Annotated in this window: 15 protein-coding genes; 12 read left to right on the top strand and 3 right to left on the bottom strand. The window is 64.3% G+C overall.

Going from position 1 to position 15,107, the window contains the following annotated elements:
- Positions 1–79: 79 nt before the first annotated feature.
- The 8 genes from BJ997_RS07550 (at position 80) to BJ997_RS07515 (ending at position 6,681) form a co-directional block, all read left to right on the top strand.
- Entirely contained in the window at positions 80–1,231 is a 1,152-nt protein-coding gene (locus BJ997_RS07550) for an ArdC family protein (RefSeq protein ID WP_052542532.1), read from the top strand.
- Entirely contained in the window at positions 1,231–2,130 is a 900-nt protein-coding gene (locus BJ997_RS07545) for a bifunctional DNA primase/polymerase (protein WP_183323326.1), read from the top strand. The genes BJ997_RS07550 and BJ997_RS07545 overlap by 1 nt, the downstream gene beginning before the upstream one ends.
- A 90-nt stretch (positions 2,131–2,220) precedes the next feature.
- Positions 2,221–2,595, top strand: coding sequence for a hypothetical protein (locus BJ997_RS07540; RefSeq protein ID WP_052542686.1), 375 nt, complete (start codon positions 2,221–2,223; stop codon positions 2,593–2,595).
- A 56-nt stretch (positions 2,596–2,651) separates the two neighbouring features.
- Positions 2,652–3,476, top strand: coding sequence for a hypothetical protein (locus BJ997_RS07535; RefSeq protein ID WP_052542691.1), 825 nt, complete (start codon positions 2,652–2,654; stop codon positions 3,474–3,476).
- Entirely contained in the window at positions 3,473–4,555 is a 1,083-nt protein-coding gene (locus tag BJ997_RS07530; RefSeq protein WP_052542687.1) for a ParB N-terminal domain-containing protein, read from the top strand. The genes BJ997_RS07535 and BJ997_RS07530 overlap by 4 nt, the downstream gene beginning before the upstream one ends.
- Positions 4,556–4,589: 34 nt before the next feature.
- Positions 4,590–5,243 carry an OadG family protein gene (locus tag BJ997_RS07525; RefSeq protein WP_035839793.1) on the top strand — a complete coding sequence of 218 codons (654 nt, stop codon included), beginning with the start codon at positions 4,590–4,592 and terminating at the stop codon, positions 5,241–5,243.
- Positions 5,244–5,252: 9 nt separating this feature from the next.
- Positions 5,253–6,413: a M23 family metallopeptidase gene (locus tag BJ997_RS07520; RefSeq protein WP_035839797.1), complete on the top strand. Its 1,161-nt coding sequence runs from the start codon at positions 5,253–5,255 to the stop codon at positions 6,411–6,413.
- A gap of 1 nt (position 6,414) precedes the next feature.
- Entirely contained in the window at positions 6,415–6,681 is a 267-nt protein-coding gene (locus BJ997_RS07515; protein ID WP_035839802.1) for a DUF6112 family protein, read from the top strand.
- Between the two features lie 32 nt (positions 6,682–6,713).
- Here BJ997_RS07515 and BJ997_RS21200 read toward each other — a convergent pair whose 3' ends face one another.
- Together BJ997_RS21200 and BJ997_RS21195 are read right to left on the bottom strand one after the other, a co-directional pair.
- Positions 6,714–7,367, bottom strand: coding sequence for a DUF697 domain-containing protein (locus tag BJ997_RS21200; RefSeq protein ID WP_201771751.1), 654 nt, complete (start codon positions 7,365–7,367; stop codon positions 6,714–6,716).
- A complete protein-coding gene (locus BJ997_RS21195; RefSeq protein ID WP_201771752.1) occupies positions 7,301–7,843 on the bottom strand; it encodes a GTPase family protein in 543 nt (180 codons plus the stop codon). The genes BJ997_RS21200 and BJ997_RS21195 overlap by 67 nt, the downstream gene beginning before the upstream one ends.
- Before the next feature lie 316 nt (positions 7,844–8,159).
- Here BJ997_RS21195 and BJ997_RS07505 point away from each other — a divergent pair, with 316 nt between their 5' ends.
- The 4 genes from BJ997_RS07505 to BJ997_RS07490 all read left to right on the top strand — a co-directional run bounded on the left by BJ997_RS07505 (position 8,160) and on the right by BJ997_RS07490 (position 13,189).
- A complete protein-coding gene (locus tag BJ997_RS07505) occupies positions 8,160–9,929 on the top strand; it encodes a hypothetical protein (RefSeq protein ID WP_035839805.1) in 1,770 nt (589 codons plus the stop codon).
- Positions 9,930–10,062: 133 nt separating this feature from the next.
- Positions 10,063–10,332 carry a DUF6112 family protein gene (locus BJ997_RS07500; protein WP_052542689.1) on the top strand — a complete coding sequence of 90 codons (270 nt, stop codon included), beginning with the start codon at positions 10,063–10,065 and terminating at the stop codon, positions 10,330–10,332.
- 29 nt (positions 10,333–10,361) lie between these two features.
- Positions 10,362–11,723 carry a TrbL/VirB6 family protein gene (locus tag BJ997_RS07495; RefSeq protein ID WP_035839807.1) on the top strand — a complete coding sequence of 454 codons (1,362 nt, stop codon included), beginning with the start codon at positions 10,362–10,364 and terminating at the stop codon, positions 11,721–11,723.
- Positions 11,724–11,725: 2 nt separating this feature from the next.
- Positions 11,726–13,189: an SCO6880 family protein gene (locus tag BJ997_RS07490; RefSeq protein ID WP_035839809.1), complete on the top strand. Its 1,464-nt coding sequence runs from the start codon at positions 11,726–11,728 to the stop codon at positions 13,187–13,189.
- Positions 13,190–13,557: 368 nt separating this feature from the next.
- Here the strand turns inward: BJ997_RS07490 and BJ997_RS07485 are convergent, their stop codons facing one another.
- Positions 13,558–14,973, bottom strand: a complete 1,416-nt coding sequence (locus BJ997_RS07485) for an IS1182 family transposase (protein ID WP_420827195.1) — start codon at positions 14,971–14,973, stop codon at positions 13,558–13,560.
- Positions 14,974–15,107: the final 134 nt, after the last annotated feature.

Genomic DNA, 15,107 nt, shown 5'->3' with positions numbered 1-15,107 from the left:
ACTCGTTGAGCATGACCAACGCAAGGGTTGCGCATACTCAAATCCGGTGATACAACATATCCAGAATCACCATTTGAGCATGCTCAAATACGATTCCCCTCGCCGAGGGCACTGGCACGGCGAGGCGCACCTGTCTGTCAGCCACGAGCACGTGGCCCCCCTCGGGAAGGTGATCACTATGTCTATGCAAGCGCACTCGCCGCAGGAGCGAGATGCGAAACTCACCGAACTTCACGAACGCCTAGTCGCGTCTGTCGAAGCTCTGGTTACCGGCAACGAGTGGAAGCAAGCACTCGAGTTCGCCGCCCGCTTCCGCACGCGGTCCTTCAACAACACCCTCCTGATCTGGGCGCAGCATTCTGCGGCGCACGAGAGCGGAATGGTGTCGAGCGCGGTCCCCAGCTACGTCGCCGGGTTCCGGCAGTGGAACGCTCTCGGCCGTCACGTCGTCGCCGGACAGAAGGGTTACATGATCTTTGCGCCCGTCACCGCGCGCTTTGCCACCTCCTCCCCCGCTGTCGTGAGTTCGTGGCGCAGGCTCGACCGAAACGAGCGGCCGCGCCCCGGGGAGGTTGTACGTCAGCAGATGGTCGGTTCCCGGCCCGCCTACGTCTGGGACGTGTCGCAGACCGCCGGGCAGCCGATTCAGGAACGTCCCTCCCCGGTTCTGCTCACGGGCGAGGCTCCGCGCGGTCTCTGGGATGGTCTCGCCGCGCTGGTCCGCGACGCTGGCTTCACTCTGCTGTCGAAAGCGGATGCCGCTTCGCTCGGCGGAGCCAACGGACTCACCAACTTCACCGGCAGATCGGTCTCGGTGCGCACCGATATGGACGCCGCCGCTCAGGTGAAGACCCTCGCACACGAACTGGTACACATCCGGATGCACCAGCCGGAGGCCGGCACGATCTCGCATCGCGGGATCGGCGAGGTCGAAGCGGAGTCGGTCGCCCTGATGATCGGCGCCGCACATGGCATGGATACAAGCGATTACACGATCCCGTACGTGTCGGCCTGGGCGAGTTCCGTACCGGGCAAGAGCGCCAGCGAGGTCGCCCAAGAAACGGGCGAGCGGGTGCGTCGCGTGGCCGTGGCCATTCTCGACCAGCTTCCGACAGCGCAGCTCGACGCCGGCGATCCACTGGTGTTTGAGCGCGAGAAGCTCTCCGCAACACTCGCCGTGGCACCCTCGACCGATCTGTCGACGGTTCGGCCCGAAGTGCGGAGCCTCTGATGGATATCGCCGAGGTACTCATCGACACGAACCGACTCACCACACGGGACGCCGCCCTCGTGTTCGCCCGGGCGGGCATCCCGATCTTCCCGTGTGTACGCGACGGCAAGCGTCCGCTCACCGCTGCGGGGTTCAACGACGCGAGCCGCGACCTCGACCAGGTCGGCGCGTGGTGGGCTCGCTGGCCCCGCGCGAACATCGGAATGCCCACCGGCAGCCCGTCAGGTGTCGACGTCGTAGACATCGACGTGGCACACACCATTTCAGGCTTCGACGCTTTCGAGCGCGCCAGCGTCGCCGGGCTCGTCGACGGAGATCTTGCCCGGGTGCGCACTCCATCCGGGGGCATGCACGTCTATTTCCCGGCATCCGCTGCCCGGCCGCAACGCTGTTGGCAGGCTGCGGCTGCGCACATCGATTTTCGGGGCAATGGCGGCTACGTGGTCGTGCCTCCCTCTACCCTTCTGCGGGAGAACGGCCGAGTGGGCTATCGCCTCGTCACGCTGACTGAAGGGGGCTCGAAGCCAGTGGATGCCGCGGCCCTACGGAATTTCGTCGACCCGCACGCGCCCCGAGCGATGGCGCGGCCAGGGACAGCAGGCGTACTCAAGCCGACCCGGCTAGCGCAGTGGGTGGGCAAGCTGCAGGAAGGCGAGCGCAACAGCGGACTGTTCTGGGCCGCCTGCCGACTCACCGAAGCCGGCTTCACTCCCGCCGCCGTCGAAGCAGCGCTCGCCCCGGCTGCCCAGAGCGCCGGCCTCGAGGAGACGGAGATTGCCGTCACGATCAGATCGGCAAATCGACGCGCCACGGAGAATCAACCCCCCGCTGCCGGAGCCCAGTGGCGCGACCAAACACCCCTGGGCAGCAGACGAGGTGACGGACAATGCCTGGTGTGACGAAGCATCCGTCGAGCATGTGCCGCGCTGGTTCTGGGTAAGCGTCGTCGCTCCTGCTGTTAAGAAGACCAACGTGAAAGAGAGAAGGCCATGGACGAAGACGACTTCGAGGAGTCACGCCGCGCACCGAGCCTTGCCATCGACGGAGAGGCCTCTGCCCACGTACCGTTGGCCCACGGCGGCATCGCCGATCCACGGCCCACCCGCGCAATAATGCCCGAGAGGCGTGCCGCCCGCCCGGGCCTGGACTGGGTTCGGGCCTCGGATTTACTGAGCATCGGTACCGGTCGCATTGCCGGTCGCGGCCTCGATTTCGAGACCGAGCTCGCTCGGCGGCTGCGACGGGGCCCGTCCAACGCCCGTCGGGCGATGCGCGAACGTGCCGACCGGCTGCCTCCCCTCTCCGAGTTCGGGCAGTCGCCAGAGCGTCCACCGATGTCCCGACACGGGCTCGGACGGATCTGATCATGCGCATCCTGTTGAGCGAAACAACACGCATTTATTCGACAGGAGGTACCGCCATGGACTGGCACACGCAGCGAGAGAAGGGGTCGAAGTCGTTCCGCGACTCCGAAGGTCTTCGACTCTTGCTGGCTCGACTTCAAGCGGACGGCGGCGTCCGCTGGCGCTCGGACCCCGAGGCATCCGAACTCATGCACTTCGCCGCTCGGCGCTACGCCGGGTTGGCCCGAAAGCACGGCCTGGATCCGTGGGAGGCAGCGGCGGCAGCCTACGATGCCATGCGGGCACCGTCAACACTGCGCGCCGACGACCCGTGGGCGATGGTCACCCGAGCCGTGCAGGTGACCTGCATCGCAGAGGAACGCGCCCAAGGGCTCCTGTGCTCCGTACACCAGGCACGCCGGCCCAAGGTCTCCGCGTTCCACGACGCAGAACGCTTCAGCGATCGCGAGCACGCCCTGACCGACTACCACCCCGCCTTCAGCACGACCGACGCGCAGCCTGAAGAAGCGCCAGTGGTCGAAGTCGCCGCAGCGGTCGAGGACGCGATCATGATGTTCACTTTGCTCGACTGGCCAGCAGATCGCGCCCGCAGCGGCGTCGAGTACGTCTGCGGCCGACTCGCGGACGCACCCTCTCGAGCATCCGCTTACGAAGCCCTACGCCGCGACTATCCCGCCCGCGCGCTGCTCGACCTCCCGCAGCGAGCCTGGATGGCGATGCTCCGGGCGCTCCTGGGTAACGGCAACCCGTTGCAGGTGCACACCAAGGCCGGCCACGGCATCCTGCTTCGCTTACTCCTCGGCGAACCGCTGCGGGCCCTGTTCCACGACGACGACCTGGTCTCCGACATCGTCAACAACGCCCCCGGAGCGCGGGTATGATCAGCACGCCGGGTCACATCGAACTTGAGCGGTCGATCGACTCCATCCGGATAGGTTCGCGGCACCGCACCGACTTCGGCGACATCGACGCCTTGGCTGCTTCGATCGAGAAGCAGGGACTGCTGCAGCCGATCACCGTGACGCCCGACGGCACCCTCGTCTGCGGTGCCCGCCGCCTGGCCGCTCTCCGGCAGCTTGGGGTGCGCAAGCTCAACGTGTGGGTTCGCTCCGGCATCTCAGACGGACTCGCCCAGCTACTCGCGGAGCAAGACGACAACGCGCTGCACAAGACCCTCAGCCCGACCGAAGCGGCCACCCTGTATCGCGAGGTGAAGATGCTCCTGGCCGAGGACGCACGGCGTCGTCAGGTAGCGTCACGATTCGGTGTGGAGCAGGGAAATCCCCGATCAGACGGCGCTGCCACCGTGGCAGCGCCGGTGACCTCTCTCGATGGCTATGCCCGGGCGCAAGCCGCTCTCCTCGTGACCGGGACACGTTCGTACACGACGCTCGAGCGCATCGGCTACTTGCAGGGCATCGTTGCCGATGACAGTCAGGACGAGGCACTCCGCCGTCTCGCGTCCACTGAGCTCGACCTGATCAGCGACGGAGGCTCCGTCGCCGCGGCACACCGTCGCATGAAGACTCAGCTGGCTTTCGCCGAACTCGAGCAACTGGCAGCGGATGCGGCGCAGCCCGCGGGCATCCGTCATGCCGCATCGGCAGGAGCGTCACGTGTACACGCCGCCGAGAACACCCAGACCGACATCGAACTCGAAAAGCTCGCTAAGGAAGCGCTCTCCCGTGCCAAGACAGCGACGAAGGCTCGGAACACGCGGCCGGTTGCCTCCAGCCACTCACGGCTGCCTGTGCGATCGTTCGTGTTCCTGTGGAACGACCTGCACGAATGGTGGCTCCACTACGACTACGCAGAGATCGTGTCCGAACTCACCGATGAGCAATGGCAGCAGTTCGAAGCGACGCTCGCCGGCACCATCGCCTTCGCCGAGCGGATGCGCTCCCTTCGTGACGACTCCCCCGCAGTTGCCCTGTTGCCGGCACGATCACTTGCTCGATAAGGCAACCCGCCGCCCTGACCCAGAGGAGACCACAATGCATTGCACCCACCGTCGCCGCCTGGTCATCGCGATCGTCAGCGGCGGCCTCGCTTTGCTCATACTCATCGTCGTCGGCCTGTTCGGGCTATTCCGCGGCCCCGACAAGCCGAGTGAGGCCCCACGGCCGACGCCGGTGGCATCCGCTTCACCAACGCCCACGGCCAACCCCGAGCAGCCGCCGCCCGTTCTGGCGACGACAGACCCCGAGCTGTTCACACGCAGCGTTGCCCGCGCCCTGTTCAATTGGGACACGCGGTACCACGTTGGCCTCTCCGACTGGGCCCAGGTGCTCGTCGACGTCGCCGACACGGATGATGCCCCTGCAGTGGCATCCGACGTTCGGGGCTACTTCCCGGCCGCCCCGATCTGGCAGCAACTCACCACCTATGGCACCCGGCAATGGATCGAAGTCGAATCGGTCGTGGTGCCCGCCGCCTGGTCGACCGCGCTCGAGCAGGCCTCCGCAGGGCAGATACCGCCGGGCACGAGGGCTTTCACCGTGTCGGGAACCCGCTATCGAGCCGGCACGTGGAACACGCAGGCCCTGGACACGGAGAGACAGGTGACCTTCACGGTCTTCGTCGTGTGCTCAGCCGAGGAGACGTGCACGCTCCTGCGGCTGTCCCAGCCCGACCGCCCCCTGGAGTGAGGCCGACCGATGAAGAAGCTCATCGGCCTCGTCGCGGTGCTCGTGATCGTCGGCCCACTGGTCGGGCTGGTGGGCGTTGCCGCGATCACAAATCCCGCTTCGAGCTCCTGCGGATCGGGATCGCTCCTCGTCGGCAGCATCCCTGACACTCTTGCGGCTCGAACCCGAGACGGCCGATCGACCACCCTGAACAGGACCCAGCTGACCCATGCCGCAACGATCATGACGGTCGGCGCGCGTTACGCCGACCTGGGGCGACCCGGTGTGCTCATAGCGTTGATGGCCGCGCTCACCGAATCGACGCTGCGCATGCTCGCCAACCCCAGCGCGTATCCGGAGTCCGCGGGGTATGCGAACGACGGGGTGGGCTCCGATCACGATTCCCTGGGCCTCTTCCAGATGCGCCCGGTTTCAGGCTGGGGAACGGTGGCCGAGCTCATGAGCCCGGAGTATCAGGCACAGGCATTCTTCGGAGGGCCCTCGGGCCCCAACGCCGGTTCGCCACGTGGGTTGCTCGACATCGCCGGGTGGCAGGCGCTCGACCCGAGCGCAGTCGCGCAGGCCGTCGAGGTCAGCGCCTACCCGGATCGGTACCAGAACTACCAGCCCGTCGCTGAGTCGATCCTCGCCGCGCTCACTCAGGCGCCCTCGGCGACCGCGGTTGGATCTGGATTGACCATTACAGAGACCGCGCGTGTGGTGTTCCCGCTTCCCGCTGGCACGTACACAAACACGGATAGCTTCGGATGGCGCATCGACCCGTACAGCGGCGCGCGGAAGTTCCACTCGGGCAGCGACCTCGCGGCGCCAATGAACACTCCGATCCGCGCGGTGGCTGACGGCGTCGTCAGCTTTACTGGGCAGCGGGGCACCTACGGCGGCCTGATCACCATCGAACACACTGTCGGCGGCCAGCGCGTCACGTCCTACTACGCCCACCTCTACGACTCCGGCATCCACGTCGCGACCGGCGACGCTGTCGCCGCCGGCCAGCACATCGGTGACGTCGGTTCGGCCGGCAAGTCAACCGGCCTACACCTTCACCTCGAGATCCACCCGGGCGGCGCGAGCCAGCCCGCCGTCAATGCCTTGAATTGGCTGGCCGAACACGATGCCTCAGGCTCGGCCTATTCCGGGGTCGCCGCGGCCGGATGCGGAAGGGCGCACTGACATGGACGTTTTCCCGGACTTCGGCGCCGTCCGTGGCGCTGCAGACTTGCAGAGCATCGTCGGCGCGATGCTGATGATCGTCCTGATCATCTCCGTGCTCATGATGATCATCAGCGGCGTAACCTGGGCGCTCGCCGCGGCCAATGGCAACTTCCAGACCGCCTCCCGAGGGCGCGTCGGACTCTGGGTCGCCTGCGGATCAGCCGCCCTCGCGGGCGCCGGCGTAGCCTGGGTCAACTTCCTTCTCGGCGTCGGTTCTACTCTCTAGCCGAATTCCTCCTCTAGCGGCCTCGGACCTAACTACGCGTTGCCTGCGCGCACCGTTTTGAACCAGAGTGCGACCTGAGCTTGAAACAGTTCGCGCACCATATCGTTGTCAAGCGCACCATCGGCGCCCTTGAGCCTGCCCTGTGTGAGCTCGCCGCATACAACTGCCCAGGCGTATCCAATGGCCAATGTGAATGTGCTCGCGACGGCAGCGGAAATAGTGCCCCCAACAATCGTCCCGGCGCCAGGGATCAGCTTCAGAAGGCCGACAGCGGCGCTTCTTCCCGCCGCCGCAGCTACCGTCGTCGCGACGGCCGCTGCGAGCGTGGCAGTTTCCACCTTGACGCCATAGATTGCTGCAACTCTCGCCATCATGCCGAGTTGAATCGGAATTAGTACGCCAGCGTCGGCGACCGGAATGGGAATCGCGCCGACCGTCAGAGCCGCTGCCGCAGCCAACCGGACCGCGGTCTTAGCCTGTTGACGTTTTCGGCCCATATCGATTTTTTGCGCTGCAGCGAGGGCAAACTCGACGCCTTCCGGAGCAACACGAAACGTGGCATCCAGGAGGTCCTTCAAGCCGTGCTCGACCTGTCCAGTGAAGTTATCCCTCTCGGCCATCACCATAATCGGGCGGCCACCAACGATCGGCAGCCCGAGTTCGGCAATGTGGTCGGCCAGTGCCACTGCGTCGCCGTGCAACTCGCCGTCTCTCGATTGCACTTGGGTAAGAACGGCCACGACTGGAAGCCCGAGCTTGTGTAGCCGACGTATGAACTCCGCTCAGTGTCCTCAAACCGGCGATCGGTTGCGCGTACGCAGTACCAGGCCACGTGGATTTGCTCAGACAGTGGGTTCTCGCGCATGCGCAGGACATACGTTGAGAGCTCAGCGATGAGTGTGTCCGTGTCTTTACCGATTTCAAGGCCACGCGTGTCGAGGAGGCCGAGGAATCCCTCTCGGTGTAGATAGAGGTGATTTTCCATCGTAACCGGTTCTCCGACGCCGGTCGGGGCGACGTCTTCACCGAAGATTGCATTTATCAGGGTGGATTTTCCGACCCCTGTTTTGCCGAAAATTGCCAAGTTGAAGCGGCCCATCTGATCCGCCTGCTCTTGCCATTTCTTATGAAAATCCTCGTCGGACCATTCGTTGTCCGTCATTGCACACGCTCTTTCTGACGGACCCCGATCTCGCACATAGGTGTGGAAACCGCCCCCTCGCCTCAACGATATGGCACCGGGGGCCCATCTTTGGGGCACTCCGTGATTTGGCACTGTTTGTAGTGGGTAACGGTATCGAGGAACGCCGCTCAATCGTGTCCCGGATGCAAGATCCGGGGCATAGGCAGGGCGGGATCTGCCGTCACAACACCCTTGCCCAATACGCCGTATGAGAAGGTAAATTGCGTTTGTTTACAGCGGTCAGAGACACGTCGCCAACGACCGCGCTACCGACAGCGATCGAGAAAGAGGAATCGTGGTTTACGAGTTTGTCCCGCCCCATGTACACGTCGTCGCTCCACTACTCGACAGAGTCGTGAACTCCGGAGATGACCTCATCATGGTCTGGGAACGCCTCTGGCTGGACGAACAGTACAAGCTCCTCGACGAGGACCTACGGGTAGAGATCGACTTCATATTCGCCTACGAGCTCCAGGAAGACTTCGATAGTTCGGGCGACGTCCAACTCGTGGAATCTGGGCTTCCCCTCACTGCCACGCGTCCCATGTCTGCGACTCCAGCGAGCGCATGGGACCTGTGGTCCCAAGTAATCACGGTCCTGGAGAACCAGGGACTCCGTGCACACATTGCCGATATCCTCCTGACAGCACGCGTGAAAACGTCACCGGCGCATGCTGCTTTCACAATCGCGGCCTACATGGAGGCTGCCGACTCTGGAGAGATTCCCGTATTTCAGGCCGCGCTTTCACTCGCGCGAGCGAACAATATCGCTCGTTCTCGCGGAATGATGGAGGAACTACCCGTCCGCGCAGCCATGCTTCGTCAGAGCGAGGCGCTCGTCAACGACCCGGCGACGAGCGGCACTGCACTTACTCTCTTATCCGCACTTTCGACGCCCCCTCGCGCTGGCTTACTTGGGCCCAGCGAGCGAGAGGTCCTGCGGAAACTTCTCTTTGCCATCGGAGATTCATCAATCTCATTCATCGACGAGCTTGCTCAAACAATCGCAAGGCTCGCAGAGAACCCCCGGGAGTTGCAGCTCGCCAGGCGCTGGCACGTTAGTCAATATTTGATGCTCGCCGACTCTGCCGATCACGGGATCCAAAAGATGCATCACGCGCAAACAGCCGCGGACCTGGCCAAATCGTATGGTCTCGCCGATTTGAAAGCCGCCGCCGTGTTAATCATGCAGTCCGTTAGTCAGGAATCGATGGGATGGAAAACCGCTGGTGTTGATGTGCCGATGTCCAAGAACCTCTTTCGTGCGCACCTTCGGCGATACCGTCGTGCACGCAAATGGGACCATGCACTTCTGATTTTCTTCGCCGGCATCTGCCCATCCGGAGACCACGAAGCAAATATCAGAACGGCAGAACGCACCGCTTCCGGCTCGATAAGGGCACTCATCACTCGAACGGTCTACGGTTCACACGGTCTTCCTGAGCGCACTAACGCGGATTTCATGGCTGAAGAGACCACTCGAGTTGAGACCATCACGCTCAACATGTCTTCAATCCTTCTGGCACTCGAACTGCAGCATATTCGTGATCGGTTTTCCCCACCGCCGTCCGACAAAATTGCCAGCTACATAGTGGACAGGTTCTCGGCTGATGCGGAGCTGGCTGAATGTTTCGCCGACTCGGTCATGTTGCATTGGGCCGGAAATTTCTCCGATTCGGCTCGCCTGTCTCTTCCACTTATCGAACGAGCTGCGCGGGAGTTGCTCCTCAAGCTCGACGAACCGCTATATCGAACCGAGCGTGGCGAATCCCCGGGCCGCTTTCCGTCCATGGACTTCTACGTCAATGCACTCGCAAATCGGGACCTAGACCCGAACTGGGTTCGAGCGCTTCGCGTGACACTCCTGTCACCCGGTATGAACCTTCGTAACCTTTCTGCTCACGGATTCGCGATGAGTTTCTCTGAGAGCCAATCTGCACTATTACTTCGACTTGCAGCGCTCTTCTGTGCGATGCCCATCGGGATAGACAGGTCCGGCCTTCAATCGCCGACCGCTGTTGTCCGACGACGACTGCGCCGTCGCCTTGGGTGGGTGTGGTCCTAAGCCGCACGGGCCATGGAATGCTGGTAGTCAACGCTCGAAGGTAAATCGGCGCATTCGGCATTCCACGTGCCTGAATCGGAAACCGCCTGCGCACCTCTCTCTCGTACCCATCAACCGACTGAGGGAGCTGATTGTGGTTGACATTGTTCCGAACGGGACGGGCCTTCCCGGCATCGAGCAACTACGCATCATCGTCGGTGCGGTGATGACCGTAGGGCTCATCCTGAGCGTGCTCGCGCTGATCATCGCGGCCATCGTGTGGGGCTTCGGCGCGAACTCGTCCAACCCGCACCTCGCCTCACGAGGCAAGGTCGGCGTGCTCGTGGCCTGCGGTGCCGCGATCGTCTGCGGCTCAGCCGTCACCCTGGTCAACTTCTTCTGGACCGTCGGCCAAGCCGTCTGACTCCGATTCCCACGTGAACGGGGCACCAGATGAGCGTGTGCGACGTGCCGGTGATCGCCAACGTCTGCAGCACCGCAGGCGAAGGCGCCGCTGCGCTGGTCGCGGCGCCTTTCGATTGGCTCGCCCACGCGATGGGCTCCGCTGCCGCCTGGCTCTTCGAGGCCGTGTGGGCCGCTTTCGACTCCACCACGCTCGTGGACCTCACCGACCCGGCATACATCGACGTGTACAACGTGCTCTTCGGCGTGGCCGTCTTCGTGACCCTGGTGCTGTTCTGCCTACAACTGCTCACCGGCCTCGTGCACCGCGACCCGACGGCGCTCTCCCGAGCCGCGATCGGCGTCGCCAAGTCGGTGCTCGGATCATTTGTCATCATCACCATCACCGGCCTGCTCCTCGAAATCACCGACCAGCTCACCATCGGGGTCGTCCAAGCGAGCGGCAACACGATGGAGGGCATGGGCGACCGCATCGCCCTCCTCGCCACCGGCCTCACAGGCATCACCATCGCCTCCCCCGGCGTTGGCGCAATCGTCACCATCTTCCTGTCCTCGCTCGCGATCACCGGCGCGGCCATCGTGTGGTTCTCCCTCCTCATCCGCAAAGCCCTCCTCCTGGTGGCGATCGTCTTCGGACCGATCGCCCTCGCAGGGGCTACCTGGGACTCCGCCAAAGGCTGGTTCTCGAAATGGGTCGCCTTCGTGATGGCCCTCATCCTCTCCAAACTCGTGCTCGTCGTGATCTTTCTCGTCGCTGTCGCGCAAGTCTCGGCACCAATCGACGCGGATCTCGCCTCCGTCAGCGATCCGGTCGCCGGCATCGTCTTGATGTTCATCGCAGCCTTCGCCCCCTACATCACCTACAAGTTCCTCAACTTTCTTGGCGTCGACATGTACCACGCGATGTCCAGCGAGCAGGAGGCAAAGTCAGCGATGAACCGGCCCGTCCCGGTGCCGAAAGGTCCGATGGTCGACGAGCCGAAGAAGATCCTTGAGCCTGGCGGCAATGGAGGAAACGGGAAGGAATCGCAAGGCGGGCCAGCACCGACGAATTCCTCAAGCGGTGGAGGGCCGGGCCCGACGTCGTCGGGCGGCGGCTCCGGTGGTGCTGCCGCCGGTAAGGGCGCGTCGGCCAAGGCCGGCTCGGCGGGCGCGGGTGCCGCAGCAGGGGCAGCCACCGCGGGCGTCGCGGTCGGCGCGCAGGTGATCAAGGCCGCCGCCGAGGCCGGTCCAAAGATGGCCAGCACGGTCGGTCAGGCAGCGGATGCCCACAGCCAGTCCTCGAGCAACGCCGCCGCGCCCAGCACTCCCCCGGCATCCGGCCCGTCGCAACCGGGCACTCCCAGAAGCTCACCAGACTCCGCACGTGGACGACCAAGCAAGGACGTATAGCCATGGACACAGACAAGGCCCGCACCGAATACGCGCTCGCGCCGGCGCAATTCTCACGCCTCACCAAACGCGGCATCATGCTCGGCCTGTCCGTGCCGCAACTGATCGCCCTGTCGATCGGCACGCTTACCATCGTCACGGTGCTCTACACAACCGGCGCCTCGGGTATCCCCTGGTCGGCTCCCCTGTGGGGCACCGCCGCCTTGATAGCCCTCATCCCTCTCGGCGGCCGGAAGATCGTCGAGTGGGTGCCGATCGTCACGCGATGGATGCTGCGTGCCGGCACCGAGCAGCTCACCTATCGGCGCCGCATCGTGCGCCTGCGCCCGGTCGGCACCCTGTCGTTGCCGGGCGACGCATCCGCTTTGCGCGAATGGACCGACCCCGAATCTGGCGCGGTGATGATCCATGACCCGCACGCGCGCACACTCACCGCGATAGTGGCAGTCTCGCACCCGGCCTTCGCCCTGCTCGACCCCGGCGAACAGCACCGCCGAGTCGCCGGGTGGGGACGCGTGCTGGCCGGCGCCTGCCGCTCCGGGCGTATCGCGCGGCTGCAGGTGTCTGAGCGCACCCTGCCCGATTCCGGCACCGGACTCGCCGAGTGGTGGGAGGGTCACGGCACCAACGACGACAGCTGGGCCGCAGCCACCTACCGCGAACTCATCGCGCGGGCCGGCCCCACCAACGAACGCCATGCGACCACGATTAGCCTCTCTCTCGACCTCAACGCAGCCTCCCGCCAAGTACGTACCCATGGCGGCGGCATGCGCGGCGCGGCGGCCGTGCTTCGCCAGGAAATGACCGCCCTCACCGCGGCCCTGCGCGCCGCGGACCTCACCGTGGGCAGCTGGCTCCCCGCGGACGAGCTCGCGAGAATACTGCGAACCGCATACGACCCCGACGTCGGTGTCGACCTCGAACGCCACCCGGACGTCGGGCGCTCGCTCGAAACTGCCGGCCCCGTTGCGGTCGCCGAGAGCTGGGATCACCTCCGCACCGACAGCGCCTTCCACGCTGTGCTGTGGATCAGCGAATGGCCGAGGTCACAGGTGTTCCCGGGATTCCTCTCACCCCTCGTCTTCACCAACGGCATCCTGCGCACAGTGGCGCTGCACTACCTGCCCGTCCGCCCCGACCAGGCCGCGCGCGACCTGCGCAAGAAGAAGACCGAACTGATCAGCGACGCCCACCAACGCACTCGCATCGGCCAAATAGCGGATGCAGGGGCCACCGCCGAATACGACGACCTCCTGCACCAGGAGGCCGACCTCACCGCCGGCCACGGCGTACTCCGAACAACCGGACTCGTGTGCGTGACCGCGCCCACCCTCGACGAACTCGACGCCGCCGTGGCATCCATCGAGCAAGCCGCCATCCAGGCATCCTGCGAAACCCGCCGACTCGTCGGCCAGCAGGCGCAGGCGTTCACCGCGGCAGCGCTCCCCCTCTGCCGCAGCGTGTGAGTGATGGGCCGACTTTCAGAGCGGTGGAGCTCCGCGGTGACGTTGTAGCAAGCCAAAGTCGATCGTTGACACAGCGCCGAAGCCCTCGTGGACAGCGCCTAGAGTGAAGTCTTCCAAGATCAAGCTGGCGAAGACGATGCTCAAACCACCGCCGACTACCTAGGAGCGTGAGTCAGTAACGCCTATTTACGGTTGGTGCCGCGAAATACGGGTCCAAGCCTCGGGATGGGTTGGGCGGTGCTGGCCTGGCAATCAAGGCCTGTGGCGCAGGGATTGTGGTTGTGCCGATTGAAAAGAGGGCCACGGTCGCGTTGGTGGTTCAGGCGAGGTTGTTGCCGCGGCCCGTCAGGGCGGTTCCGCCCTGCTCTTTAGGTTGCCGGGCTAGCTATCAGCGCGGCCGGCGTGGCCAGAAGCGCCTTGGTTTGCATGGTGTGCAGCTTCATCAGGTTGTGGCAGGCCGCGATCAGATACCACTCGTGCGCTGCTTGCTCCAACCCGCGCAGCAACACAAACTTGCCCTGCCGAGTGTGGATCTGACCGAACACGGGCTCCACGATCGCTTTGCGCCGCGCATAAACCGCGCGGCCCTTCTTCGTCTTGAGCTTCCGCGCCATGCGTTCCCGCAGCGTCGCATTGGCCGGGATCCGGCCCCGGGGAACCTCGGGAACACGTTCGCCGTGCTTCATTCGGCCGGTCGCGATGAAAAACTCGGTCCGGCCGTCACTGCCCGCTTCAACAGTCTTCGCGTAGTCCAGATTCGATGCGGAACAATACCCGGCATCCGCCAGGACCTGCCCGGGCAAGACGCCGGTCGTGGCGTGGAGTTTCTCGACCAGCGGCACGACCTGTTCAACATCCACGCCAATATTCGTCAGCGTCGTCGCCACGATGATCTGATGGTCGGCATCAACGATGGCCTGCGCGTTGTAGGCGTAGTGGAACGACCCGTCGGCGGTCTTCATGATCCGTGAATCCGGGTCGGTGAAGTTGCGTTGAGCCTTCGGCCTCACGACCGCGTTCTTCGCCGCATCATCACCCTTCTGCGCAGCAATGTCGTCATCGTCGCCCTTGTCCCGGGCCTTCTTCTCGGCCTCTTTCCGCGCCCGGACGGCCGCGTCGGCCTCCAAGCCAGCGCGCGCTTCGGCCAGTTTCACCAAGCGTGACTCCCGCCGGGCAAGCTCCGGCGGCAACTCATCACCGCGTTTGTCCTTTCCGAAACGAGCATCCTCCGCGTCATCGATCGCGTCCGCGTCAGCCAGCAGTGCAGACACCTCGTCGGCGAGGACCTTCTGCTTCTCCGTCAACCGGGCGTAACTCATCGCCTTGCGCCGGGACGCATTCGCGCGCACCTTCGTGCCGTCCAACGCGACCTGCCCGAGTGAGACCATTCCGGCCGCGCGGCAGAGTTCCAATGCCTGCAAGAACACGTTTCCCAGACTGGAGAGATGACGCTTGCGGAACCGGGCGATGGAACGAAAATCAGGTGCCTGCTGCGCCGCCAACCAGCGAAACGCGACCACGTCCACGCACACCCGCTCCAACTCGCGTGACGAACGAACCCCGACGCAATACCCGTAAAGGAGCACCCGGACCATCAACCGAGGGTCATACGGCGGCTGCCCCTTCGACTTCGCGTAAGAGGCATAGAACTTCTTCAGATCCAGCTGAGTTTCGACGATGTCCGCGATGAAACGGGAAAGGTGATTCTGCGGCAACCACTCACCCAAATCCGGCGGCACCAACATCACAGCATTCGGCTCGAAAGCCCGAAACCGCTTGTTCACGCCACCGCCAGCCTCAACGCCGTCATCCACGACCACGTCAACATGCTCAAGTTCCGTCGCGGGGAACAGGCCATCAGAATCGCTCATAAGCAATTTTCCCAGACCACCACCCCAAGCCCGGGAAATCGACCGGC

Source organism: Cryobacterium roopkundense (assembly GCF_014200405.1).
In the GTDB taxonomy this organism is placed as follows: Bacteria; Actinomycetota; Actinomycetes; order Actinomycetales; family Microbacteriaceae; genus Cryobacterium; species Cryobacterium roopkundense.
The sequence above is the reverse complement of the archived record's forward strand: the minus strand, read 5'-3'. Positions and strand labels throughout refer to the sequence as shown.

What these genes read in the sequence shown, in the direction of transcription:
- BJ997_RS07545 (WP_183323326.1), top strand. Translation starts at nt 1,231, where the DNA reads ATGGATATCGCCGAGGTACTCATCGACACGAACCGACTCACCACACGG.
- BJ997_RS07520 (WP_035839797.1), top strand. Translation starts at nt 5,253, where the DNA reads ATGAAGAAGCTCATCGGCCTCGTCGCGGTGCTCGTGATCGTCGGCCCA.
- BJ997_RS07540 (WP_052542686.1), top strand. Translation starts at nt 2,221, where the DNA reads ATGGACGAAGACGACTTCGAGGAGTCACGCCGCGCACCGAGCCTTGCC.
- BJ997_RS07550 (WP_052542532.1), top strand. Translation starts at nt 80, where the DNA reads ATGCTCAAATACGATTCCCCTCGCCGAGGGCACTGGCACGGCGAGGCG.
- BJ997_RS07535 (WP_052542691.1), top strand. Translation starts at nt 2,652, where the DNA reads ATGGACTGGCACACGCAGCGAGAGAAGGGGTCGAAGTCGTTCCGCGAC.
- BJ997_RS21195 (WP_201771752.1), bottom strand. Translation starts at nt 7,843, where the DNA reads ATGACGGACAACGAATGGTCCGACGAGGATTTTCATAAGAAATGGCAA.
- BJ997_RS07490 (WP_035839809.1), top strand. Translation starts at nt 11,726, where the DNA reads ATGGACACAGACAAGGCCCGCACCGAATACGCGCTCGCGCCGGCGCAA.
- BJ997_RS07515 (WP_035839802.1), top strand. Translation starts at nt 6,415, where the DNA reads ATGGACGTTTTCCCGGACTTCGGCGCCGTCCGTGGCGCTGCAGACTTG.
- BJ997_RS07530 (WP_052542687.1), top strand. Translation starts at nt 3,473, where the DNA reads ATGATCAGCACGCCGGGTCACATCGAACTTGAGCGGTCGATCGACTCC.
- BJ997_RS07495 (WP_035839807.1), top strand. Translation starts at nt 10,362, where the DNA reads ATGAGCGTGTGCGACGTGCCGGTGATCGCCAACGTCTGCAGCACCGCA.
- BJ997_RS07525 (WP_035839793.1), top strand. Translation starts at nt 4,590, where the DNA reads ATGCATTGCACCCACCGTCGCCGCCTGGTCATCGCGATCGTCAGCGGC.